We start from the raw sequence: 22,912 nt of genomic DNA, 5'->3' as shown, positions 1-22,912 counted from the left end.
GCGCGAATTATGACGGGATTAAAAGGAGAAGTAACACATGGCAATACCAGTATATCTGTGGCTGAAAGACGACGGCGGTGCGGACATCAAAGGTTCCGTGGATGTGAAAGATCGTGAAGGCAGCATCGAAGTGGTGGCACAGGAACATAACCTGTACATCCCGACCGATAACAACACCGGCAAGCTGACCGGTACCCGCGTGCACACGCCGTTCATGTTCACCAAGGAGATCGACTCTTCCAGCCCGTATCTCTACAAGGCGGTGACCACCGGTCAGACCCTGAAATCTGCCGAGTTCAAGTGGTACAAAATCAACGACGCCGGTCAGGAAGTGGAGTACTTCAACACCAAACTTGAGAACGTCAAGCTGGTGAAGGTCGCGCCGAAAATGCACGACATCAAGGATCCGTCCAAAGAGAAGCACAACCATCTGGAAGAGATTGAGCTGCGCTACGAAAAAATCACCTGGACCTACAAAGACGGCAACATCATTCATTCCGATTCATGGAATGAACGCACCACCGCTTGATGACTCACGGCAGGCGGTTCGCCGCCTGCCGTTTTGTTTGCTGAGCCGCTACCCGCGTGGCGGCTCAGCAAACAACCCGACAACCTGCTGCCTTTTGACCTGATGCGCTTCGGGTTCCTGACTGAAAGGAACAGCGACGGGCGGTAGCGTGTCCGAACCTGATTAACTACGGAAGAGAGAACCCGATATGGAAAACCAGTCAGCCGTCCTGCTACGTCGCTTAAACCCGTTCTGCGCCCGCGCGCTGGAGGCCGCCGCCTCGCTGTGCCAGACCCGCGCCCACAGTGAAATCCGCATTGAGCACTGGCTACTCAAGCTGCTGGAGCAGGGTGAGGGCGACATCACCGTACTGGCGCGCCGCTACGAGTGGGACATGGACGGCATCTGGCAGGCGTTGCTGTGCTGGCTGGACAACGTGCCGCGCTCGGTGCGCACCCGCCCGCAGCTCGCCGACTCCCTGCTGGCGCTGATTAAGCAGGCCTGGCTGATTGCCTCGCTGGAGGATGACGATGCCCACATCCGCAGCCATCACCTGCTGGCGGCACTGACCGACAAGCCGTCGCTGGTCGGCTGCGAAGGGCTGTGGCCACTGCTGAGCCTGACGCGCCCCCAGCTGGAGCGCCTGCGCCCGCTGCTGGACGCGCAGTCCGACGAGCGCCCGGAAGTGCAGCAGCAGGAGAGCCTGAGCCAGGCGCCATCAACCCTGGGCGAGGTGGATGCGCAGGTCACCCCGGATGACGGCAGCGCGCTGAGCGAGGCGCTGCAGGCCGCACTGGACAAATTCACCCTCGACGTCACCGCCAAAGCGCAGGCGGGAAGCATCGACCCGGTGTTTGGCCGCGACAGCGAAATCCGCCAGATGGTCGATATCCTCTCGCGCCGCCGCAAGAACAATCCGATTCTGGTCGGCGAGCCGGGCGTCGGCAAAACCGCGCTGGTCGAGGGGCTGGCGCTGCGCATTGCGCAGGGTAACGTGCCGGACAGCCTGAAAACCGTTTCGCTACGCACCCTCGACCTCGGTCTTTTGCAGGCCGGGGCGGGCGTGAAGGGCGAGTTCGAGCAGCGCCTGAAAAACGTGATTGAGGCGGTGCAGCAGTCGCCGACCCCGGTGCTGCTGTTTATCGACGAGGCGCACACCATTATCGGCGCGGGCAACCAGGCGGGCGGGGCCGACGCCGCCAACCTGCTGAAACCGGCGCTGGCGCGCGGCGAACTGCGCACCATCGCCGCCACCACCTGGAGCGAGTACAAGCAGTACTTCGAGAAGGACGCCGCGCTGGAGCGCCGCTTCCAGATGGTGAAAGTCGACGAGCCGGACGATGAGACTGCCTGTCTGATGCTGCGCGGCCTGAAGTCGCGCTACGCGCAGCACCACGGCGTACACATCAGCGACGACGCCGTAAAAGCGGCGGTGACCCTGTCGCGCCGCTACCTGACGGGCCGCCAGCTGCCGGACAAAGCGGTCGACCTGCTGGATACCGCCGCCGCGCGCGTGCGCATGAGCCTCGACACCGTGCCGGAGGCCATCACCCTGCTGAACGCGCGCGTTACCGCGCTGACTCTGGAGGAGCAGGCCCTGCGCGATGACATGGCCGCGGGCAGCGATAAGCACGACGAGCGCCTTGCCGCCATCGCCACTATCCGCAGCGGGCTGGAAGGCCAGCGCGCGCAGCAGGAAGCACATTTTGCCGCGCAGCAGGAAGTGGCGCAGCAGCTGATAAGCAGCCGCCAGAACCAGCAGCCGCAGGCGCAGATTGCCGCCGTTCAGCAGCAGCTTGCGGCGCTGCAGCAGCAGGACGCGCTGATTCAGGTCGACGTCGATGCCCGCACCGTTGCCAACGTGATTGCCGACTGGACCGGGGTGCCGCTCTCCTCACTGATGAAGGACCAGCAGAGCGAGCTGCTGAGCCTTGAGGAGGAAATCGGCAGGCGCGTGGTCGGCCAGGACGCCGCGCTCAGCGCCATCGCCCGGCGCCTGCGCGCCGCCAAAACCGGTCTGACCGCTGAGAACGGGCCGCAGGGGGTGTTCCTGCTGGTCGGTCCGAGCGGCACCGGCAAAACCGAGAGCGCGCTGGCGCTGGCGGACGTGCTGTACGGCGGTGAGAGGTCGCTGATAACTATTAACCTCTCCGAATACCAGGAGGCGCACACCGTCTCGCAGCTGAAGGGCTCGCCGCCGGGCTACGTCGGCTACGGCCAGGGCGGCATCCTCACCGAGGCGGTGCGCAAGCGCCCGTACAGCGTGGTGCTGCTCGACGAGGTCGAGAAGGCGCACCGCGATGTGCTGAACCTGTTCTACCAGGTGTTTGACCGCGGTTTTATGCGCGACGGCGAGGGGCGCGAAATCGATTTTCGCAACACCGTGATCCTGATGACCTCCAACCTCGGCAGCGACGCCATCATGCAGCTGCTGGAGCAGCAGCCGCAAGCCACGGAAGCGGACCTGCAGGAGTTGCTGCGCCCGACGCTGCGCGACCACTTCCAGCCCGCGCTGCTGGCGCGCTTTCAGACGGTGATTTACCGCCCGCTGACCGAAGAAGCGATGCGCACCATCGTTGGCATGAAGCTCAACCAGGTGAGCCAGCGCCTGGCGCGCCACTACGGCCTGAAAACCACCGTGGGCGACGGCCTGTCAGCGGCGCTGACCGCCGCGTGCCTGCTGCCGGACACCGGGGCGCGCAACGTCGACAGCCTGCTGAACCAGCAGATCCTGCCGGTGCTGAGCCAGCAGCTGCTGCTGCAGATGGCGGCAAAACAGAAGCCGCAGCGGCTGACGTTCGACTGGCACGACGAGGAAGGCATCGTGCTGGAATTTGCTAACACAGAGGAAAGTGAATCATGAGCAAAAACCCGATCTCTTTTTTCAGCCATAGTCACCACCTGCTGGCGGTGCGTGATTGTCAGTCCCAGCCCGACGTGCTGGCGTTTAAGGGGGAGGATCGCCTGAGCGAGCCGTTCCGCTGGCGCATTGAGTTCACCAGCGCCGACCATGCCATCACCCGCGAGGCGATGCTGATGAAAGCGGCTTCGCTGACCCTGCAGGCCCCGGTTGACCAGGGCTGGGGCATTAAGATCCAGCAGCCGGTGCGCGTGGTGCAGGGCGTGGTGACCGGCTTTGAGCGCCTGAGCACCAGCGCCGACCAGACCCACTACGCCGTCACCCTGCAGCCGCGCCTGGCGCTGCTGTCGCGCAGCCGTCAGAACGCCATCTATCAGGATATGTCGGTGCCGCAGATTGTGGAAAAAATCCTGCGCGAGCGCCACGGGATGCGCGGCCAGGACTTTGTTTTCACCCTCAACAACGCGTACCCGCGCCGCGAGCAGGTGATGCAGTACGGCGAGGACGACCTGGCGTTTATTACCCGCCTGCTGGGCGAGGTCGGCATCTGGTTTCGCTTCACCACCGACACCCGCCTGCACATCGACGTGGTGGAGTTTTACGACGGCAGGCAGGGCCATGTACAGGGGCTGACGCTGCCCGCCGTGCCGCCTTCCGGCATGCACGACGCGGCCAGCGACTCGGTGTGGGACCTCGCCAGCCGCTTTGCGGTGGTGGAGAAAAGCGTCAGCGGGCGCGACTACAACTACCGCAACGCCCTCGAAGATATGAACGTGCAGGCCGACGTCACCGGCGGCGACGACACCACCTACGGTGAGTCCTATCGCTGGGCGGACAACTACCTGACGCCGGGCGACGGCTACAGCCATAACCCGGCCCCGGAGAGCGGCGCGTTCTACGCCCGCCTGCGCCACGAACGCTACCTGAACGGCCAGACGCGGGTGGCGGCAGTGACCAGCTGCCCGGCGCTGGCCCCCGGCAGTGAGCTGAAGGTCAGCGGCGGGGAGGACGTCAGTGAGGTATTCCAGAGCGGCGTGCTGGTCACCGCCATCGTCAGCACCGCGCGGCGCGACCGCAGCTTTGAAACCGCCTTTGACGGCATCCCGCTTAACAGCCGCTACGGCTTCCGCCCGGTGCCGCTGCCGCACCCGGTGATGGCGGGAACCCTGCCGGCGCGCGTCACCAGTACCACGGTGAACGACGCCTACGGCCATATTGACCGCGACGGGCGCTATCGCGTCAACATGCTGTTTGACCGCGCGGGCTGGGAAACCGGCTTTGAAAGCCTGTGGGTACGCCAGGCGCGCCCCTATGCGGGCGACACCTACGGCCTGCACCTGCCGCTGCTGGCAGGTACTGAGGTGGCGATAGCCTTTGAGCACGGCAACCCGGACCGCCCGTACATTGCCGGGGTGCTGCACGACTCGGCGCACGGCGACCACGTCACCATCCGCAACTACAAGCGCAACGTGCTGCGCACGCCGAAGAACAATAAGCTGCGCCTCGACGATACGGCGGGCCAGGAGCATATCAAGCTCAGCACCGAGTACGGCGGCAAAAGCCAGCTTAATCTCGGCCACCTGGTGGACAGCGAGAAGCAGAAGCGCGGCGAAGGGTTCGAGCTGCGCAGCGACAGCTGGGGCAGCCTCCGTGCGGAGAAAGGGCTGTTTATCACCGCCGACGGCCAGCAGAAGGCACAGGGCCAGCAGCTGGAGATGGCGCCGGCTATCAGCCTGCTGAAAGGTGCGCTGAATCAGATAACTGAATGGGGCAGCATTACTCAGACCCACCACAACCACAGCCCGGACACCAGCGGCCTGAAACAACTGGTTAGCAGTGCAGACAAACTCAAAGCACCAATGATGTTAATGAGCGCACCAAAAGGTCTGGGTGCCGTCACCCCGGAGACCATGCTGCTGCACAGCGGCAACGGCATGCATTTGCAGAGCATCGGCGAGGTCAGCATTGCCAGTGCGCAGCATCTCTCGGCGAACGCCAGCCAGACCCTCTCTCTACTGGCTCAAAACGAAGGTATGCGCCTGGTGTCTGGCAAAGGTCCGCTGGAGATTGAGTCGCACGGCGATGTGCTGTCACTGACTTCGCTGAAAGACGTTACCGTTCAGTCAACCCAGGGGCACCTGCAGCTGACGGCCAAAAACGGCATCACGCTGGGCTGCGGCGGGGCTTACATACGCATCACGCCGCAGGGCGAAGTGAATATCCACGGGCCGGGACTCATTAGCCTGAAAGGCCAGCACGATCTGCAAGGCCCGGCCAGCGAGGACTTCCCGCTGCCGGAATTACCGACATCGGTGTGTAAAGAGTGCCTGAAAAGAGCGCAGGAGCTTGCGCAGGGCTTCGTGCCAAGGGAGATAAAATGACCACGAGGTGGATTGAAGAAGTGGCCGCGACCTGTCGTGCATCGGGCAACGATCATCTGGATATCATCGTCGATCAGGCCGGGCTGGACTTTGGCGTTATCCCTGCGCTGAATGCACTTTCAGTAGAATGGCAGTCGCTATATCACGGGCTGCCGGAAGGATTTATTGTCGATGAAGCGCCGCTAATTGCGCGCGTTACCGTTGATGATGCTCAACAGATGCAGTGGCTGCAGGAGATCAGCCAGCAGGCCGCCGCTCAGGCCCCGCTGTTGCTGCTGTGCTCAGCGTGGCCCTTTGCCTCCCTGGCAGGCTGGCTAACGCAGTGCATCGATATTACTCAGGAAGGCAGGGGCGGGATATTACGCTTTTACGATACGCGCATCTTCCCGCTGCTTTTTTCCCACGTGCTCACCGTTGAGCAGCAGCACGCTTTACTGCGACCCGTACTGTTCTGGGCATGGCAGGATATGGATGGCAGCTCATGCGCTATCAATGGAATCGGTCAACCTCCGCTACGCGGTGAGAAAAGCCAGAAAACGGATCTTAGCGACCGCCAGCTGGATCGCCTGATGTGCGTCTGTGATGTCATGGTTTTGCTGGAACACTGTGCACCGCCGGCAGGGGTTTATGAATCACAGCAGGCACTGTTCTCACACTGTTATCAGGGCATGGTAGAAGCCACGGAACTGGGCATTGTTCTGGATGATGCACGCGAGGCCTGGGTGGTAAAAAAATGGCATACCGGCGGAGAAACGGTCTGATACATATCACATTCTGCGTTTTAGCTGCGGGACTGCTGCTGTTATCCGGTTGCTCGCAGCCCGTCGCTCAGGCCCGTGGCGGCGGTGGTGGCACCATTGACGCCATCAACCACACCCACTGGGCGGTCAATAATTTTAGCGTCAACGGCCAGTCGGGCATCGATATTATTGGCCCGTATCAGGGTGGTGGCGGGGGCTGCTGCTACAGCGTCCCGGCTCAGTGGAAGCCGGGAATGATGGTGCGTATTGACTGGGAAACGGGAGTTGGGGGGTCCAAAGGGTTCCCCGGATTTGCAGACAGAGCTAAATACAAAGCTTGGAGGAAAGAAATTGATGCTCAAAAACGACAGCACAGTAAAACCGTGCCGCTCCCCGATTACAACGGTCAGGACACCTGCGGAATCACGGTGCATTTTCTGCCCTGCGATGAAGTGAAGGTGACTACCAGCTGCTACACCTACGGCAGCCCGGCCTACCCGATAAAAGAGCCCATCAGGATGAAGGAGCCGAAAATATGTCCGAAGTAACCGATACCGATCTGGCGTGGAGTCTGCCGCCGTGCTTTTAAACGTGCATATCAGCCTGTTTTTTGACGGCACCGGCAATAACCTTATTCCCGATGCCTGTCGGATTAAATCATCATTAAATATACCGCCGGAGTATTCAGTCATTCTTATTTTCAACAGGGAGAGTAAAAAAATGATTTAGCCATGTTCATCGCAGGTGGGCAGGGTTAATTGATTTCAGGCAGTAAAACCGGAAGCCAAAACAAAAGGAAGGTCAGATGAAACTCACGTTGTTAAGCCCGCTGCTGGCGGGACTCTTGCTGTTATCCGGCTGCTCGCAGCCCGCCGCTCAGGCTCGGGGCGGCGGCGGTGGCACCATTGACGCCATCAACCACACCCACTGGGCGGTCAATCACTTTAGCGCCAACGGCCAGTCGGGCATCGATATCATCGGGCCGTATCAGGGCGGTGGTGGCGGCTGCTGCTACAGCGTCCCAGCTCAGTGGAAGCCGGGAATGATGGTGCGTATTGACTGGGAAACGGGGCAAGGTTCGTGAGCTGGTTTTCCCGGTTTTGCAGATGAAGAAAAATATCTAGCCTGGAAGAAAAAAATTGATGCTCAAAAACGACAGCACAGCAAAACCGTGCCTCTCCCCGACTACAACGGTCAGGATACCTGCGGAATCACGGTGCATTTTCTGCCCTGCGATGAAGTGAAGGTGACGACCAGCTGCTACACCTACGGCAGTCCGGCCTACCCGATAAAAGAGCCTTTAAGGATGAAGGAGCCGAAAGTATGTCCGAAATAATCACCGACCTGGCGTGGAGCCCGCCACCGTTTCCGGCGCAGGGGCGCCTGCCCAGCCAGCCGCTGCTGGTCGGGCAGCACTGCCATCAGCAGAACAGCAGCGAACGTAATTACCGCCAGGAGCTGTGCATGGCTGCCGGGCAGCGCGTGGAGCCGCCGTGCTGTAAATCGCTGCATATCAGCCTGTTTTTTGACGGCACCGGCAATAACCGCAATTTCGATATCTAACGAACTAAATAATTTCCGCATAGATAAATGGAATGTTGAACATTTATTTTTCTGTAATAGCCAAATAAAAAAGATGATTCAGCCATGTCCATCGCAGGTGGGCAGGGTTGAATGATTTCAGGCAGTAAAACCGGAAGCCTAAACAAAATGAAGAGCGTAATGAGATTAAGAATATCCAGCGTGCTGTGCGGCATATTGCTACTGGCAGGATGCGGCCAGCAGAGTGTCCAGGCGGAATATCAGGGCGGCGGTGGTGGCACCATTGAGGCCATCAACCATACCAAATGGGCGATCAATCAATTTAGTGTTAACGGGCAGTCTGGTCTCGATGTCATTGGGCCCTATCAGGGTGGGGGGGGCGGTTGCTGCTTCGGCGTGCCGAAACAGTGGCAGCCGGGAATGACGGTAACAGTAGACTGGACAACAGGTGTAGCATATGCCAGTGATGTACCCAATATACCTAAACCCAAACGTCCCAGTCTGAATAATCTCGATGCTAAAACGGCAGATTTAAAAGCTAGCCAATATACTGAAGCACTCCGTGAATGGTATAAAAAAATAAAAACACTTAGTCAAACCCATTCACGACACGTGCTGGTACCTGACTATACCGGCCAGAAAACCTGTGGGATTACCGTGCATTTTCTGCCCTGTGATCAGGTGAAGGTTACCACCAGCTGCGCTGATTATGGTAATCCGCGTCACCCGATTAAAGAGCCTTTAAGGATGAAGGAGCCGAAAGTATGTCCGAAATAATCACCGATCTGGCCTGGTACCCACCAGAGTTTCCCGGCCTGGAAAGAATGCCGACGCAGGCTGCGCTGGTCGGAGAAAACTGCCGCAAGCAGGACAGTGAGGAGCAGAAGTACCACGATGAACTGTGCGTTGCCGCCAACCGCATTGTTGAACCGCCGTGCTGCAAAACCCTGCATATCAGCCTGTTCTTTGACGGCACCGGCAATAATCTCAATGTTGATTTATATCGGATTAAATAATTGCCGAATAGATAAACAGAATGTTTAACATTTATTTTTTCTGTAATAGCCAAATAAAAGATGATTCAGCCATGTCCACCGCAGGTGGGCAGGGTTAAATGATTTCAGGCAGTAAAACCGGAAGCCCAAACAAAAGGAAGAGCGTAATGAGATTAAGAATATCCAGCGTGCTATGCGGCATATTGCTACTGGCAGGATGCGGCCAGCAGAGTGCCCAGGCGGAATACCAGGGCGGTGGTGGTGGCACCATTGAGGCTATCAATTACACCAAATGGGCAATCAGTTGGTTCAGCGTTAATGGGCAGTCCGGTCTTGATTCAATTGGTCCTTATCAAGGTGGTGGGGGGGGGGTGCTGCTTCGGCGTGCCAAAACAGTGGCAGCCGGGCATGACGGTTAGGGTGGATTGGGTAACAGGAGTCGCAAGTGCAAGCGATGTTCCAGAAATTCCAGAACCTAAACGACCCAATTTCAATGGTTTGGACGCGAAAAACGCACATTTGAAAGCCATGCAATATTTTGAAGAACGGCAGAAATGGTTTCAAAAAATTAAAGCGTTGAGTAAAACTCACCTGCTCACCGTACCTCTCCCTGATTACACCGGCCAGAAAACCTGCGGGATTACCGTGCATTTTCTTCCCTGTGATCAGGTGAAGGTCACCACCAGCTGCGCTGATTATGGTAATCCGCGCCACCCGATTAAAGAGCCTTTAAGGATGAAGGAGCCGAAAGTATGTCCGAAATAATCACCGATCTGGCCTGGTATCCGCCGCAGTTCCCTGAGCAGGGAAGGCTACCATCACAGGCTGCGCTGGTGGGTGAAAACTGCCGCAAGCAGGACAGTGAGGAGCAGAAGTACCACGATGAACTGTGCGTTGCCGCCAACCGCATTGTTGAACCGCCGTGCTGCAAAACCCTGCATATCAGCCTGTTCTTTGACGGCACCGGCAATAATCTCAATGTTGATTTATATCGGATTAAATAATTGCCGAATGGATAAACAGAATGTTTAACATTTATTTTTTCTGTAATAGCCAAATAAAAAAGATGATTCAGCCATGTTCATCGCAGGTGGGCAGGGTTAAATGATTTCAGGCAGTAAAACCGGAAGCCTAAACAAAAGGAAGAGCGTAATGAGATTAAGAATATCCAGCGTGCTGTGCGGCATATTGCTGCTGGCAGGATGCGGTCAGCAGAGTGCCCAGGCGGAATACCAGGGCGGGGGTGGTGGCACCATTGAGGCCATCAACCATACCAAATGGGCGATCAATCAATTTAGTGTTAACGGACAGTCTGGCCTCGATGTCATTGGGCCCTATCAGGGTGGGGGGGGCGGTTGCTGCTTCGGCGTGCCGAAACAGTGGCAGCCGGGAATGACGGTCAGGGTTGATTGGGTAACTGGAGTAGCTTTTGCGAGCGATGTGCCTGACATTCCACTTCCTAAGCAACCGAAAACTGCGGGAATGTCAGAAAAAGAAAGAGATCAAGCTTGGGATAATTATGCTTTACAACATCGCGCACGGTTTCAAAAAATAAAGTCCATGAACAAACAGCATTCCGCAACGGTTCCCCTCCCTGACTACACCGGCCAAAAAACCTGTGGCATTGTTGTTCATTTTTTACCTTGTGACCAGGTGAAAGTCACCACCAGTTGCTCTCGTTATGATTATCCAGATTACCCGATTAAAGAACCTTTAAGGATGAAGGAGCCAAAAGTATGTCCAAAATAATCACCGATCTGGCCTGGTATCCGCCGCAGTTCCCTGAGCAGGGAAGGCTACCATCACAGACTGCGCTGGTGGGTGAAAACTGCCGCAAGCAGGACAGCGAGGAGCAGAAGTACCACGATGAACTGTGCCTTGCCGCCAACCGCATTGTTGAACCGCCGTGCTGCAAGACCCTGCATATCAATCTGTTTTTTGACGGTATCGGTAATAACCTCAATTTCGATATCTATCGAACTAAATAATTTCGCATAGATAAATGGAATGTAGAACATTTATTTTTTTCTGTAATAGCCAAATAAAAAAGATGATTCAGCCATGTTCATCGCAGGTGGGCAGGGTTAATTGATTTCAGGCAGTAAAACCGGAAGCCAAAACAAAAGGAAGGTCAGATGAAACTCACGTTGTTAAGCCCGCTGCTGGCGGGACTCTTGCTGTTATCCGGCTGCTCGCAGCCCGCCGCTCAGGCTCGGGGCGGCGGCGGTGGCACCATTGACGCCATCAACCACACCCACTGGGCGGTCAATAACTTTAGCGTAAACGGCCAGTCGGGCATCGATATTATCGGGCCGTATCAGGGCGGTGGCGGGGGCTGCTGCTACAGCGTCCCGGCTCAGTGGAAGCCGGGAATGATGGTACGTATTGATTGGGAAACGGGGATAGGATATTCAATGGATTTTCCTGGCTATGAGAACAGGCAGAAATATCTTGCATGGAAGAAAGACATTGATGCTCAAAAACGCCAGCACAGCAAAACTGTGCCTCTCCCCGATTATAACGGTCAGGATACCTGCGGTATCACGGTGCATTTTCTGCCCTGCGATGAGGTAAAGGTGACCACCAGCTGCTACACCTACGGCAGCCCGGCCTACCCGATTAAAGAGCCCCTCAGGATGAAGGAGCCGAAAGTATGTCCAAAGTAACCGATACCGATCTGGCGTGGAGCCCGCCGCCGTGCTGTAAATCGCCGTATATTGGACAGTATTTAACGGCACTGGGAATAACCTCATTCCCGACATCGCTAGACTTAAATCACCATTAAATATACCGCCGGAATATTCAGTCATTCTTATTTTCAACAGGGAGAGTAAAAAAATGATTCAGCCATGTTCATCGCAGGTGGGCAGGGTTAAATGATTTCAGGCAGTAACACCGGAAGCCAAAACAAAAGGAAAGTCAGATGAAACTCACGTTGTTAAGCTCGCTGCTGGCGGGACTCTTGCTGTTATCCGGCTGCTCGCAGCCCGCCGCTCAGGCTCGGGGCGGCGGCACCATTGACGCCATCAACCACACCCACTGGGCGGTCAATAACTTTAGCGTCGACGGCCAGTCGGGCATCGATATTATCGGGCCGTATCAGGGTGGCGGCGGGGGCTGCTGCTACAGCACACCTGCTCAGTGGAAGCCGGGAATGATGGTACGTATTGATTGGGAAACGGGTGTTGGAGACACGGATGGATTCCCTGGATTTGGAAATGATGACAAATATCTAGCTTGGAAGAAAAAAATTGATGCTCAAAAACGCCAGCACAGCAAAACCGTGCCTCTCCCCGATTACAACGGTCAGGATACCTGCGGTATCACGGTGCATTTTCTGCCCTGCGATGAGGTAAAGGTCACCACCAGCTGCTACACCTACGGCAGCCCGGCCTACCCGATTAAAGAGCCCATCAGGATGAAGGAGCCAAAAGTATGTCCAAGGTAACCGATACCGATCTGGCGTTGAATCCGCCACTTGCTTTTAAACGTACATATCAGTCTGTTTTTTGACGGCACCGGGAATAACCTCCATCCCGATATCTATCGAATTAAATCACCATTAAATATACCGCCGGAATATTCAGTCATTCTTTTGAGCAGGGGGAATAAAAAATGATTTAGCCATGTTCATCGCAGGTGGGCAGGGTTAAATGATTTCAGGCAGTAACACCGGAAGCCAAAACAAAAGGAAATTCAGATGAAACTTACGTTGTTAAGCCCGCTGCTGGCGGGACTCTTACTGTTATCCGGCTGCTCGCAGCCCGTCGCTCAGGCCCGGGGCGGCGGTGGTGGCACAATAAAGGCCATCAACCACACCCACTGGGCGGTCAATAATTTTAGCGTCGACGGCCAGTCGGGCATCGATATTATCGGCCCGTATCAGGGTGGCGGCGGGGGCTGCTGCTACAGCGTCCCGGCTCAGTGGAAGCCGGGAATGATGGTGCGTATTGACTGGGAAACGGGAGTTGGGGGGTCCAAAGGGTTCCCCGGATTTGCAGACAGAGCTAAATACAAAGCTTGGAAGAAAGAAATTGATGCTCAAAAACGCCAGCACAGCAAAACCGTGCCGCTCCCCGATTACAACGGTCAGGACACCTGCGGAATCACGGTGCATTTTCTGCCCTGCGATGAAGTGAAGGTGACAACCAGCTGCTGGTCGCCAAAAAATGCCAACTACCCGATTAAAGAGCCCATCAGGATGAAGGAGCCGAAAGTATGTCCGAAGTAACCGATACCGATCTGGCATGGAGCCCGCCGCCGTGCTTTTAAACGTGCATATCAGCCTGTTTTAACGGGGCAGGTAATAACCTCAATCCCGACATCGCTAGAATTAAATCACCATTAAATATACCGCCGGAATATTCAGTCATTCTTATTATCAACAGGGAGAGTAAAAAAATGATTTAGCCATGTTCATCGCAGGTGGGCAGGGTTAAATGATTTCAGGCAGTAACACCGGAAGCCAAAACAAAAGGAAAGTCAGATGAAAGTCACGTTGTTAAGCCCGCTGCTGGCGGGACTCTTGCTGTTATCCGGCTGCTCGCAGCCAGTCGCTCAGGCCCGTGGCGGCGGTGGTGGCACCATAAAGGCGATCAACCATACCCACTGGGCGGTCAATAACTTTAGCGTCGACGGCCAGTCGGGAATAGATGGGATAGGCCCATATCAAGGGGGAGGAGGGGGCTGCTGTTACAGCTCCCCCGCGCGGTGGAAGCCGGGGATGATGGTGCGTATTGACTGGGAAACGGGGCAGGGCTCATCGGCAGGTTTTCCCGGATTTGCAGACAGAGCTAAATACAATGCTTGGATAAAAAACATTGATGCTCAAAAACGCCAGCACAGCAAAACCGTGCCTCTCCCCGACTATAACGGTCAGGATACCTGCGGAATCACGGTGCATTTTCTGCCCTGCGATGAAGTGAAAGTGACAACCAGCTGCTGGTCGCCAAAAAATGCCAACTACCCGATAAAAGAGCCCATCAGGATGAAGGAGCCGAAAGTATGTCCGAAGTAACCGATACCGATCTGGCGTGGAGCCCGCCACCGTTTCCGGCGCAGGGGCGCCTGCCTACTCAGCCGCTGATAGTCGGGCAGCACTGCCATCAGCAGAACAGCAGCGAACGTAACTATCGCCAGGAACTGTGCCTGGCAGCCGGGCAGCGCGTGGAGCCACCGTGCTGTAAATCGCTGCATATCAGCCTGTTTTTTGACGGCACCGGCAATAACCTTAACAATGATTTTGTACTCTCCAACCCAAAACACCCGACCAATATCGCCCGCCTGTTCCGCGCCGCCATCGGCGACGGCACGGCCGGCGGTGTTAGTAACAATAAAGAGGTTCCGCTGGATGCAGCAGCTGACAGCGGCGGTAAATACTTTAAGTTCTATATGCCCGGCGTAGGCACGCCATTCCCGGAGGTGGGGGACCTTGACTACTCCACCATGGGCCTGGTGGGCGCAACCATGGGCGAGGAGCGTATTAACTGGGCGCTGCTGCGTATCGTTGATGTGCTGAAGTTTACTGCCACTGAAAGATGGCTGACTACCGGAGAAAGCCGCAAATCCATCGGCAAGATGGGTACCAGCTGGAGCCGGCTGTGGATTGGCGGCAGTCATAACCGCTATGAGGAGTTTAACCGCCTGCTAACGGAGTTAGCCCCTCAGTTGAAACCGCTGCTGATGTCGCCGGGCGTAGGCCAGCCGAAGCTGTTAGATATCAAGCTGTATATCTACGGCTTTTCACGCGGCGCCGCGGCGGCGCGCGCCTTTGTGCGCTGGCTCAGTGAACTGCTGCCACCGCCGGTGAAAGAGGGTGAAGCGCCGCCGCAGTGCCTGCAGATTGGTGAGTATCAGCTGCCAATCAGCATCGAATTTCTCGGCCTGCTGGATACCGTGGCTTCTGTCGGGGTGGCGCATGTGCTACCGGTTGCCGAGGGGCATATGTCCTGGGCTGATGACACCATGGAGCTGCCGGATGATAAAACCTTCAAAGGGCTGATCAAGAAATGCGTGCATCTGGTTTCCGGCCACGAGCAGCGGCTCTGCTTCCCGCTTGACTCGGTGCGCCGGGCGGACGGCAAGTATCCGCCTTATGCCACAGAGGTGGTTTATCCGGGGATGCACTCCGATATTGGCGGTGGTTATCCACCCAGGGACCAGGGGAAAGGGCTGGCCGCCGATTATAAACTCGGCGACCCTCTCGATGACCGTCTGTTGTTGTCACAAATAGCGTTAAACGAAATGTATGCTGCAGCCTTCTCCGCTGGAGCACCGCTAAAAGTACCGGTGGACTCACTTCCGGAAGTTCTTAAAAAGGATACATGGCGAGCTATGTTCCCTGACCTTATCAAACAGTTTGATACCGATCTTCCTTTGGTCAATCGCTTCAACGCCTGGCGCGAACTCACCCTCGGCCTCAGTTCCCCGGCAGCAATCACGCCAGAAGACGCCGCCAAATATGCCCCACCTCGCGCCAGCGGCAGTCTGGAAAAACTGGTCGACAATCAAATTGCGTGGATCACGGCCTGGCGCATTGACCGCTATGCCAAAGGAAGCATGATAGGCAAACGGTTTTATGAAGACGCTACCGAGACCCAGGCGCTGCCTGCTACACGTAAGGCAGGCAAAGAGGAACGGGATAAAAAGCAGGATGAGGTGCTCCGTCGTCGGGAGCAACAGTTAGCCGACCAGCCCCCAGATCAAATGGATGATCTGGTGTATGAGCCGGGCATAAAAGATTACGACCCGGATATGGCCAAGCCCCAGCTGTTTGAAGCGGCGAAGGAGTTTGGTAAGGATTACTATGACGGCTACCGCATCCCGGATAACCTGGCGCAGCTGGTGCTGGATACCGTACTGCAGCCGCTGATGTTTGTCATGAACACCGATGATGAGCCGCAGGAGTACCGGCGGATTAAAGCCGACGGCGAGGCGAAGCTCGACATTCTCTTTCCTAAAGCGGGTGAGGCCAGCAACGCGGAGCAGTCTTCCGGGCTGGTCAGGGCGCTGTTTGACGACCAGGTACACGACTCGCGCGCCTGGTTTATGCATTCAACGCTGGGCACGCGTGAGATGTGGGCAGGCTACTTCCGCTACCGCATGATTTACTTCGCCGATAAGTGCAATAAGTCCCTGTCGCCGCTGGTGATCGCCGGGAACCTGGTGGGCTTTGCCACCCTCGCCACCGGGGTAATCGTAAGCTTCAAACAAAAAAACACCGGCGGAATGCTGGCAGGGCTGGCCGCGACCGGCGCGCTGCGTTCGCTGGAGGTCGAAGTGCTTGACCGCATCACCCGGGAACCGATACCTGAGCTGCCGGGTGGCGAACAGCTGCGGGCATTTACCACAGAGCCAGGTGTGGTCGTCGCTCAGCAAAAAGCCGTGGTGGCAGAACAGCAGCTGGCGCAGGCTAAAGCGGCGATCCCGGCCAGCTGGCTGGAGAAAGCCCAGGCGGTAATCGCTTAACACAAAGGAAAGGAGCATCCGATGAGTAAAGTCATCCGCAAAGGGGACACGCTGCGGGAATACGGCGGTAAGGTGCTGGGCGGTCACTATCAGTGCTTTGGGCTGGGGTTTGCCTGCAAAGGCGACCCGGTAAGCTGCAACGAACACGGCATGACTACCATCGCCGAAGGCAGTTCGCTGACTAAAGTTGACGGCCAGCCGGTGGCGCTGCATGGCCACCGCTGCGCCTGCGGTTGCACGCTGGTCAGCTCCTTCCCTGACTGTGGAGTCGCCCAGTGAGGCCGGTTCCTGACTATCCCGCTTATAAAATGGCTCGCCCACCCGTCAATGCTCGCTGGCTGTCGGCCGCTGCGCTGCTGGTGCTGCTCAGCGGTGGCGCCAGCGCACTGCTGCCCTCGACCGGGGGAAAAACCTCACCGATGGTCGCCGTTATCCTGCTGTCACTGATTCTGGTCGGGACAGGCTGGCTGATTCGGCTGCTCTACTACCGGGTGAGCATGCACAATGCCGCTTACTACCAGCAGCTGGTGGCGTATGAACAGCAGCAGTGGTGGGGGCAGCATCGCCAGCCCTTCGCATTGCAGGAGGTGGTGCTGCTGGGGCCGGCGGGTCTGCTTTCTGCCGACTGGCTGCGCGTGCTTAAGCGTCAACAGCGCCAGCCGGAAGAGAAAAAAGAGGCGGGTGGCAGCGTAGTGCGGATGCCGCATATCTCCGCCACCCATGTTGCCGCACGTGAAAAGCGCCTTGCGGAACTGCTGGTGATCGAATGGCAAAAGCAGCGCAAGGATAGTGCGCTCACTGCTCCGCTGCGCTGCTACTGGCAGGGAACGCAGGAGAGCTGGCAGGCATTTCAAACGCTGATGGCGGCGACCTTTCCCGATGTTTTGCTGCCGTCCCAGCCAGCAATCTGGCAGGGGGAAGCCAGCCTGGCGGCAATCGCCAGCGGGCTGGCAGAGGCCAAGCCTGATGACACGATGCTGATCGCAGGCTGTCAGTCGGTCGAGGCGCAATCTGGCAGTGCGCTGCCCGCCGGGGAAGCTGCAGTACTGTGGCTGGCCGGGCGGAATGGCCCGGTACAGCTGACGCGCGGTGAAGCTTTCTCTGTCGAAAACGGAGATGCTCTGCCCGCCGTCTGCGCCCGTGCGCTGGATCAGAGCGATCTGAAAGAACCTCCTGAAGCCTGCCTGCTATTCTCCCGGCCCGATCTGGACGCGCTGGCGCACAGCGGCTGGGACGTCAGCCAGCACCTGCAGGACGTTATCTGGGGCAATATCGGCAGTATGGAAGCATTGACCGTGTTGTCGCTGGCGGCCATTTATGCCGCACATCACCAACAACCGTGTGGCTGGATAGCCCGCGACCCGATGAATACCCTCGCACTTGGAATCGTAAAACCTGATGGACAAAGTCAATAAACCTGCTGCCATCTCTGTGGCAGCCACGGCCACCGTCTGCATCGCCGTGGTCACCCTTCTGGTACTGCTGGGCGGGCTGGGATGGTGGCTGTGGGGTACCGAACGGGCAACGGAATGGGATGCACTGCGCCCACTTATCGCCGCCTGCTTTATCGTCTGGGGCATGGCACTCAGCCTGATGGTGCTGGGGTTTATGGCCTTTCGTTTGCTGATAAAAGACAAGGTCAACCCGCCGGCATCGCGCAAACCCGAAGCGGCACAAGTAAGCAGGCGTGAAGCGGTTTTTGCATCACTAAAAAAACACCTCCATTCCCGCTACCACCTGCTCTGGCGCTACAAAGTGCGCCTGCTGCTGGTCGTCGGCGACGATGCCGCGCGCGCCGCGCTGGTCCCCGGGCTGCATGAGCAGCAGTGGCTGGAAGGGCAGCGCACCGTGCTGATTGACGGTGGCAGCCTGAGCGCCGCGCCGGACGACGAAAAACTCGCCGCGCTGCGCCAGCTGCGCCGCGGCCGCCCGCTGGACGGCATTGTCTGGGTGCTGGCAGACGGCCAGCTGATGACCCCGCAGATGCAGGATAACGGCCTGCGCAGCCTGGAGAATATCTCGCAGGCCCTGCGCTGGCAGCCCCCGGTCTGGCTGTGGCAGCTGTGCGGCAGCGAGTGGCCGCAGGATGGGCGCGAGCAGCAGACGGTCGGCGCGCTGTTTTCCGCGCGCGCGCGGCCGGAAGAGGTCAGCCAGCAGCTCGACAGCCTGGTTCCGCAGCTGCGTGAGCAGGGCATGGCACAGATTGCGCAACACCTCTCCCATGACTTCCTGCTGCGGCTGGGCAGCGAGCTGGAGCAGGGCGCAAGCCTGCAGTGGCAGCAGCGCCTGAGCCGCTGGCTGACCACCCAGCAGGCGCGCATTCCGCTGCGCGGCCTGATGTTCAGCCAGCCGTCCTCCCGTGACGTTGCCACCCGCCACGATCATGCGCTGATCCTTTCTAATGGCTGGGGCGGCATTGTGGCTGCCTGCCGCCGTCAGTCCGGCCGCCGCGTCGGCCTGCCGTGGCAGCAGACGCTGGCCTGGGCGCTGATGGCGCTTATCGGCCTGTGGGGCGCCGGGCTACTGCTCTCCTTCGCGCTTAACCGTAGCCAGATTGTCAGCGTGGCGCAGAAGGCGCGCGCGCTGGTGCAGGCTCCGGCGGTGTCCGACCGCCAGCTTACCGCCCTGCATGCGCTGCGCAACGACGCCGGGCTGCTTAAACACCGCCACCAGGATGGCTCGCCGTGGTACCAGCGCTTCGGCCTCGACCACAATACGCCGCTGCTGGAGGCGATGATGCCGTGGTACGGCGTGGCAAATAACCGCCTGCTGCGCGACCCGGCCAGCGCCGCGCTGCAGCAGCAGCTAAGCGCGCTGGCCGACCTGCCGCCCAACAGCCCGCAGCGTGCAGAGCGCGCCCGGCCGGGCTATGACCAGCTGAAGGCGTGGCTGATGATGGCGCGCCCGGATAAGGTCGACGGCGCATTTTACGCGCAGGTGATGAAGACGGTGCAGCCGACCCGCAACGGCATCTCGCCCGGCCTGTGGCAGAGCCTGGCGCCGGACCTTTGGGCGTTTTACATCAGCGAGCTGCCGCACCAGCCGCAGTGGAAAATCACCCCGGACCCGCAGCGGGTCAGCCAGACCCGCCAGGTGCTGCTGCAGCAGATAGGCCGCCGCAACGCCGAAAGCACGCTGTATGAAAATATGCTGAAATCAGTGCGCCGCAACTTTGCCGACGTCACGCTGGAGGATATGACCAACGGTACCGACGCCCGCCGCCTGTTCACCACCGATGAGATCGTGCCGGGCATGTTTACCCGCCAGGCGTGGGAGGGCGGCGTGCAGCAGGCGATTGAGAGCGCGGCCAAATCACGCCGCGATGAGATTGACTGGGTGCTGAGCGACAGCCGCTCGCGCGTGACCGCCGACCTGTCGCCGGAAGCGCTGAAGGAGCGGCTGACCCGGCGCTACTTTACCGACTTTGCCGGCAGCTGGCTCAACTTCCTCAACGGCCTGCGCCTCAACCCGGCGGCCAACATCGCCGACGTAACCGACCAGCTGACGCTGATGAGCGACGTGCGCCAGTCGCCGCTGATTGCGCTGATGAACACCCTGGCGTGGCAGGGGCAGGCGGGGCAGAAGAGCGAGGCGCTGGCGGACTCGCTGATGAAATCGGCGCAGGAGCTGGTGGGCAGCAGCAAAAAACCGGTGATTGACCAGGGCGCCGCCGGTCCCCAGGGGCCGCTTGACGAGACCTTCGGCCCGCTGCTGACGCTGATGGGCCGCAACAAAGCCGCAAATGCGCTGTCCGGCGACGACAGCCTGAGCCTGCAGACGTACCTGACGCGCATCACCCGCGTGCGCCTGCGCCTGCAGCAGGTGGCGGGCAGTTCGGACCCGCAGGAGATGATGCAGACGCTGGCGCAATCCGTGTTTCAGGGCAAAAGCGTTGACCTGACCGACACCCGCCAGTACGGCAGCCTGATTGCCGCCAGCCTTGGCGAGGAGTGGAGCGGCTTCGGCCAGACGATGTTCGTGCAGCCGCTGACCCAGGCGTGGGAGACGGTGCTGCAGCCGTCTGCCGCCAGCCTGAATGACAAATGGGCGCGCTCGGTGGTGGCGCTGTGGCACGGGGCCTTTGACGGGCGCTACCCGTTTGCCGCCAGTAATAACGACGCCTCGCTGCCGATGCTGGCCGAGTTTCTGCGCAAGGACAGCGGGCGCATTGAGCGCTTCCTCAGCGCGGAGCTGGGCGGCGTGCTGCACAAGGAGGGCAGCCAGTGGGTGGCGGACCGCACCAACAGCCAGGGGCTGACCTTTAACCCGGCGTTTATCAAAGCGCTCAACCAGCTCAGCCAGCTGTCGGACGTGCTGTTCACCGACGGCAGCCAGGGCATCAGCTTTGAGCTGCAGGCGCGCCCGGCGCCGGGGGTGGTGCAGACCCAGCTGACCATCGACGGCCAGCAGCAGAAGTACTTCAATCAGATGGCGCAGTGGCAGACCTTCCGCTGGCCGGGCGACACCTTCAAGCCCGGAACCCTGCTGACCTGGAGCACCGCCAGCGCGGGAGCCAGGCTGTTTGGCGACTACAGCGGCACCTGGGGGCTTATCCGCTGGCTGGAGCAGGGCAAACGCCGCCAGCTCGACCGCGGCGAGTGGATGATGAGCTTCAGCACGCCGGACGGCAGCACCCTGCAGTGGGTACTGCGCTCACAGCTCGGCAGCGGCCCGTTACAGCTGCTGCAGCTGCGTAATTTTACCCTGCCGCAGGAGATATTCAGCGTTGATGCCGCGCAGGCGGCCCAGGCGCTTGCGGGCAATGATGATGAGCCACCCGTCCCTGAGGGAGAATCTGAATGACAACCTTACAAAACTTAGTCACCGCCTGCCGCGCTGAAGAAGGCGCGCTGATCCAGCTGGCGCAGGCGCGGGCAGATGACTGGAACGCCTGGCTGCTGCCGCTGAGTGAGCCGCAGCCAACGGGAGACGAGCCCGGCTATGATGATGACTTTCAGCGCATACGCGAAGAGGTCAACAAGCTCTCAGGCATTGATACCGCGCTGATCTGCCAGCTGGCGGAGAAGCTGCTGACCACGGCCAGCAAGGATCTGCGCGTGGTGACCTTCTACATCTGGGCGCGTCTGCATCAGGACGGCGAGGCCGGGCTGGCGGAAGGGCTGGAGCTGCTGGCCGCGATGCTGCAGCGCTTCGGCGTGCAGCTGCACCCACAGCGCGAGCGCAGCCGCACGTCCGCACTGGAGTGGCTCGGCAGCGGGCGCGTGCTCGACAGCCTGTCGCTCTACCCGGAGGTGGATATGGCCGCCATGCAGCGTATCACCGGCGCGCTGCTGCTGGCGCAGCAGGCGATGCAGCCGTTTGCCGAAGAACACCGTCCGCAGCTCACCGGCCTGTGCGTGGCGCTGGAAAACCGCCTGGCGCAGAGCGGCGGGGCAGACAGCATGGTGCCGCAGACCAGCCGCGATGACGCTGCGCCCGTGGCTGCACCCTCTGCCGCCGCCCCGCTGATGACCGCCGTAAGTTCCGGCCGCGATCTGCTCGACCAGGCGAAAATGCTGGCGGGCTACCTGCGCGACCAGCCCGGCGGCTGGCTGGCCGGGCATCACCTGATGAAAAGCATTCGCTGGGATACGCTGACCGAGCTGCCGCCGCTTGATGCCAGCGGACGCACCCGCCTCGCACCGCCGAAGCCGGATCACCGTGCTCACCTCAAGCGCCTTTACCTGCAGCAGAGCTGGATGGAGCTGCTGGAGCAGGCCGACAGTCTGTATGCCCAGGGCGTCAACCACCTGTGGCTGGACTTACAGTGGTACACCTGGCAGGCGCTGGCGAAGCTGGATGCCGACAGCGCGCGTGCCGATATTCTCTGCCGCGATGTGCAAGGGCTGCTGTCGCGGCTACCGGGTCTGGAGGCGCTGGCGTTTAACGACGGTACGCCATTTGCTGATGAAGTGACGCTGAACTGGATCAATCAGCAGGTGATGGATAACCCGGGCGGCTGGGGGGCGGAGGCGGTGACAGCGGCATCGCACAGTGATGAAGAGGTGCTGCTGCTGGAGCCGGAGCTGCTGGCGCTGGCCGACAGCGACGGCATTGAAGCCGCGTTTGGCTGGCTACAGTCGCGCCCGGGCATGACTTCGCTGCGCGACCAGTGGCTGATGCGCCTGCTGATGGCGCGGGTGGCGGAGCAGTACGCCCGTCACGATCTGGCGTTCCACCTGCTCGGTGAACTGGACAGCAACGCGCAGGCCCTGACGCTACAGCACTGGTCGCCAGCCCTGCTGTTTGAGGTGCGGGCGCGGCGGTTAAAGCTGCTGCGCATCAAAGCCTCGCGCAGCGAAACGGACAAAACCCGCATTCAGCCGGAAATGGACGCGCTGCTGAGTGGCTTAATCAGCCTTGACCCGGCGCGTGCGGCGGTACTTTGCAGTTAATGACTTCCTCCGATACACCCCTTA

General features: G+C 59.2%; 16 protein-coding genes and 6 pseudogenes. All 22 read left to right on the top strand.

All coding sequences use genetic code 11. The annotated features are described in order from the left end of the window. Window positions 1-37 precede the first annotated feature (37 nt). The 22 genes and pseudogenes from ID864_RS17710 (at window position 38) to tssA (ending at window position 22,888) form a co-directional block, all read left to right on the top strand. Window positions 38-529, top strand: a complete 492-nt coding sequence (locus ID864_RS17710) for an Hcp family type VI secretion system effector (protein ID WP_099754210.1) — start codon at window positions 38-40, stop codon at window positions 527-529. Window positions 530-716: 187 nt separating this feature from the next. Then, a complete protein-coding gene (gene tssH / locus ID864_RS17705; RefSeq protein ID WP_191150017.1) occupies window positions 717-3,371 on the top strand; it encodes a type VI secretion system ATPase TssH in 2,655 nt (884 codons plus the stop codon). After that, on the top strand, window positions 3,368-5,749 hold the full coding sequence (locus ID864_RS17700; RefSeq protein WP_191150016.1) for a type VI secretion system Vgr family protein: 2,382 nt from the start codon (window positions 3,368-3,370) through the stop codon (window positions 5,747-5,749). Before tssH ends, ID864_RS17700 begins: the two co-directional genes overlap by 4 nt. Then, window positions 5,746-6,510, top strand: a complete 765-nt coding sequence (locus ID864_RS17695) for a DUF4123 domain-containing protein (protein WP_187499317.1) — start codon at window positions 5,746-5,748, stop codon at window positions 6,508-6,510. Before ID864_RS17700 ends, ID864_RS17695 begins: the two co-directional genes overlap by 4 nt. After that, window positions 6,483-7,037, top strand: coding sequence for a DUF3304 domain-containing protein (locus tag ID864_RS17690; RefSeq protein WP_191150015.1), 555 nt, complete (start codon window positions 6,483-6,485; stop codon window positions 7,035-7,037). The genes ID864_RS17695 and ID864_RS17690 overlap by 28 nt, the downstream gene beginning before the upstream one ends. A gap of 257 nt (window positions 7,038-7,294) precedes the next feature. Next, window positions 7,295-7,825: pseudogene (locus tag ID864_RS17685) on the top strand (DUF3304 domain-containing protein). Beyond that, window positions 7,813-8,046, top strand: a pseudogene (locus ID864_RS17680) (DUF2235 domain-containing protein); the annotation flags it as partial. The pseudogenes ID864_RS17685 and ID864_RS17680, both read left to right, overlap by 13 nt. Window positions 8,047-8,199: 153 nt before the next feature. Continuing rightward, the gene (locus ID864_RS17675) at window positions 8,200-8,808 is read left to right on the top strand and encodes a DUF3304 domain-containing protein (RefSeq protein ID WP_191150014.1); all 609 of its coding nucleotides are present in this window, start codon (window positions 8,200-8,202) and stop codon (window positions 8,806-8,808) included. Continuing rightward, a pseudogene (locus ID864_RS17670) lies at window positions 8,796-9,035 on the top strand (DUF2235 domain-containing protein); the annotation flags it as partial. The gene ID864_RS17675 and the pseudogene ID864_RS17670, both read left to right, overlap by 13 nt. A gap of 158 nt (window positions 9,036-9,193) precedes the next feature. Then, window positions 9,194-9,791 (top strand): annotated as a pseudogene (locus tag ID864_RS17665) (DUF3304 domain-containing protein). Continuing rightward, window positions 9,779-10,018, top strand: a pseudogene (locus tag ID864_RS17660) (DUF2235 domain-containing protein); the annotation flags it as partial. The pseudogenes ID864_RS17665 and ID864_RS17660, both read left to right, overlap by 13 nt. A gap of 160 nt (window positions 10,019-10,178) precedes the next feature. After that, on the top strand, window positions 10,179-10,775 hold the full coding sequence (locus tag ID864_RS17655; RefSeq protein WP_191150185.1) for a DUF3304 domain-containing protein: 597 nt from the start codon (window positions 10,179-10,181) through the stop codon (window positions 10,773-10,775). Continuing rightward, window positions 10,763-11,002 (top strand): annotated as a pseudogene (locus ID864_RS17650) (DUF2235 domain-containing protein); the annotation flags it as partial. The gene ID864_RS17655 and the pseudogene ID864_RS17650, both read left to right, overlap by 13 nt. Window positions 11,003-11,161: 159 nt before the next feature. Further along, on the top strand, window positions 11,162-11,692 hold the full coding sequence (locus tag ID864_RS17645) for a DUF3304 domain-containing protein (protein ID WP_191150184.1): 531 nt from the start codon (window positions 11,162-11,164) through the stop codon (window positions 11,690-11,692). A gap of 257 nt (window positions 11,693-11,949) precedes the next feature. Next, the gene (locus ID864_RS17640; protein ID WP_191150183.1) at window positions 11,950-12,474 is read left to right on the top strand and encodes a DUF3304 domain-containing protein; all 525 of its coding nucleotides are present in this window, start codon (window positions 11,950-11,952) and stop codon (window positions 12,472-12,474) included. Between the two features lie 252 nt (window positions 12,475-12,726). Next, on the top strand, window positions 12,727-13,257 hold the full coding sequence (locus tag ID864_RS17635) for a DUF3304 domain-containing protein (RefSeq protein WP_191150182.1): 531 nt from the start codon (window positions 12,727-12,729) through the stop codon (window positions 13,255-13,257). A 255-nt stretch (window positions 13,258-13,512) separates the two neighbouring features. Further along, window positions 13,513-14,043: a DUF3304 domain-containing protein gene (locus ID864_RS17630; protein ID WP_191150181.1), complete on the top strand. Its 531-nt coding sequence runs from the start codon at window positions 13,513-13,515 to the stop codon at window positions 14,041-14,043. Continuing rightward, window positions 14,031-16,493 carry a T6SS phospholipase effector Tle1-like catalytic domain-containing protein gene (locus tag ID864_RS17625; protein WP_191150180.1) on the top strand — a complete coding sequence of 821 codons (2,463 nt, stop codon included), beginning with the start codon at window positions 14,031-14,033 and terminating at the stop codon, window positions 16,491-16,493. The genes ID864_RS17630 and ID864_RS17625 overlap by 13 nt, the downstream gene beginning before the upstream one ends. A gap of 21 nt (window positions 16,494-16,514) precedes the next feature. Then, the gene (locus ID864_RS17620; protein WP_191150179.1) at window positions 16,515-16,772 is read left to right on the top strand and encodes a PAAR domain-containing protein; all 258 of its coding nucleotides are present in this window, start codon (window positions 16,515-16,517) and stop codon (window positions 16,770-16,772) included. Continuing rightward, window positions 16,769-17,908 carry a hypothetical protein gene (locus tag ID864_RS17615; protein WP_191150178.1) on the top strand — a complete coding sequence of 380 codons (1,140 nt, stop codon included), beginning with the start codon at window positions 16,769-16,771 and terminating at the stop codon, window positions 17,906-17,908. Before ID864_RS17620 ends, ID864_RS17615 begins: the two co-directional genes overlap by 4 nt. Then, window positions 17,892-21,296, top strand: coding sequence for an ImcF-related family protein (locus ID864_RS17610; RefSeq protein ID WP_191150177.1), 3,405 nt, complete (start codon window positions 17,892-17,894; stop codon window positions 21,294-21,296). Before ID864_RS17615 ends, ID864_RS17610 begins: the two co-directional genes overlap by 17 nt. Then, window positions 21,293-22,888, top strand: coding sequence for a type VI secretion system protein TssA (gene tssA, locus ID864_RS17605; protein WP_191150176.1), 1,596 nt, complete (start codon window positions 21,293-21,295; stop codon window positions 22,886-22,888). The genes ID864_RS17610 and tssA overlap by 4 nt, the downstream gene beginning before the upstream one ends. Window positions 22,889-22,912: the final 24 nt, after the last annotated feature.

The organism is Erwinia aphidicola, from assembly GCF_014773485.1.
In the GTDB taxonomy this organism is placed as follows: domain Bacteria; phylum Pseudomonadota; class Gammaproteobacteria; order Enterobacterales; family Enterobacteriaceae; genus Erwinia; species Erwinia aphidicola.
This window is presented reverse-complemented; position numbering and strand designations above follow the sequence as displayed.

Bases quoted from the DNA above. Each gene is read 5' to 3' on its own strand.
- ID864_RS17620 (WP_191150179.1), top strand. From the start codon at position 16,515: ATGAGTAAAGTCATCCGCAAAGGGGACACGCTGCGGGAATACGGCGGT.
- ID864_RS17695 (WP_187499317.1), top strand. From the start codon at position 5,746: ATGACCACGAGGTGGATTGAAGAAGTGGCCGCGACCTGTCGTGCATCG.
- ID864_RS17675 (WP_191150014.1), top strand. From the start codon at position 8,200: ATGAAGAGCGTAATGAGATTAAGAATATCCAGCGTGCTGTGCGGCATA.
- tssH (WP_191150017.1), top strand. From the start codon at position 717: ATGGAAAACCAGTCAGCCGTCCTGCTACGTCGCTTAAACCCGTTCTGC.
- tssA (WP_191150176.1), top strand. From the start codon at position 21,293: ATGACAACCTTACAAAACTTAGTCACCGCCTGCCGCGCTGAAGAAGGC.
- ID864_RS17690 (WP_191150015.1), top strand. From the start codon at position 6,483: ATGGCATACCGGCGGAGAAACGGTCTGATACATATCACATTCTGCGTT.
- ID864_RS17630 (WP_191150181.1), top strand. From the start codon at position 13,513: ATGAAAGTCACGTTGTTAAGCCCGCTGCTGGCGGGACTCTTGCTGTTA.
- ID864_RS17640 (WP_191150183.1), top strand. From the start codon at position 11,950: ATGAAACTCACGTTGTTAAGCTCGCTGCTGGCGGGACTCTTGCTGTTA.
- ID864_RS17655 (WP_191150185.1), top strand. From the start codon at position 10,179: ATGAGATTAAGAATATCCAGCGTGCTGTGCGGCATATTGCTGCTGGCA.
- ID864_RS17710 (WP_099754210.1), top strand. From the start codon at position 38: ATGGCAATACCAGTATATCTGTGGCTGAAAGACGACGGCGGTGCGGAC.
- ID864_RS17635 (WP_191150182.1), top strand. From the start codon at position 12,727: ATGAAACTTACGTTGTTAAGCCCGCTGCTGGCGGGACTCTTACTGTTA.
- ID864_RS17645 (WP_191150184.1), top strand. From the start codon at position 11,162: ATGAAACTCACGTTGTTAAGCCCGCTGCTGGCGGGACTCTTGCTGTTA.
- ID864_RS17625 (WP_191150180.1), top strand. From the start codon at position 14,031: ATGTCCGAAGTAACCGATACCGATCTGGCGTGGAGCCCGCCACCGTTT.
- ID864_RS17610 (WP_191150177.1), top strand. From the start codon at position 17,892: ATGGACAAAGTCAATAAACCTGCTGCCATCTCTGTGGCAGCCACGGCC.
- ID864_RS17700 (WP_191150016.1), top strand. From the start codon at position 3,368: ATGAGCAAAAACCCGATCTCTTTTTTCAGCCATAGTCACCACCTGCTG.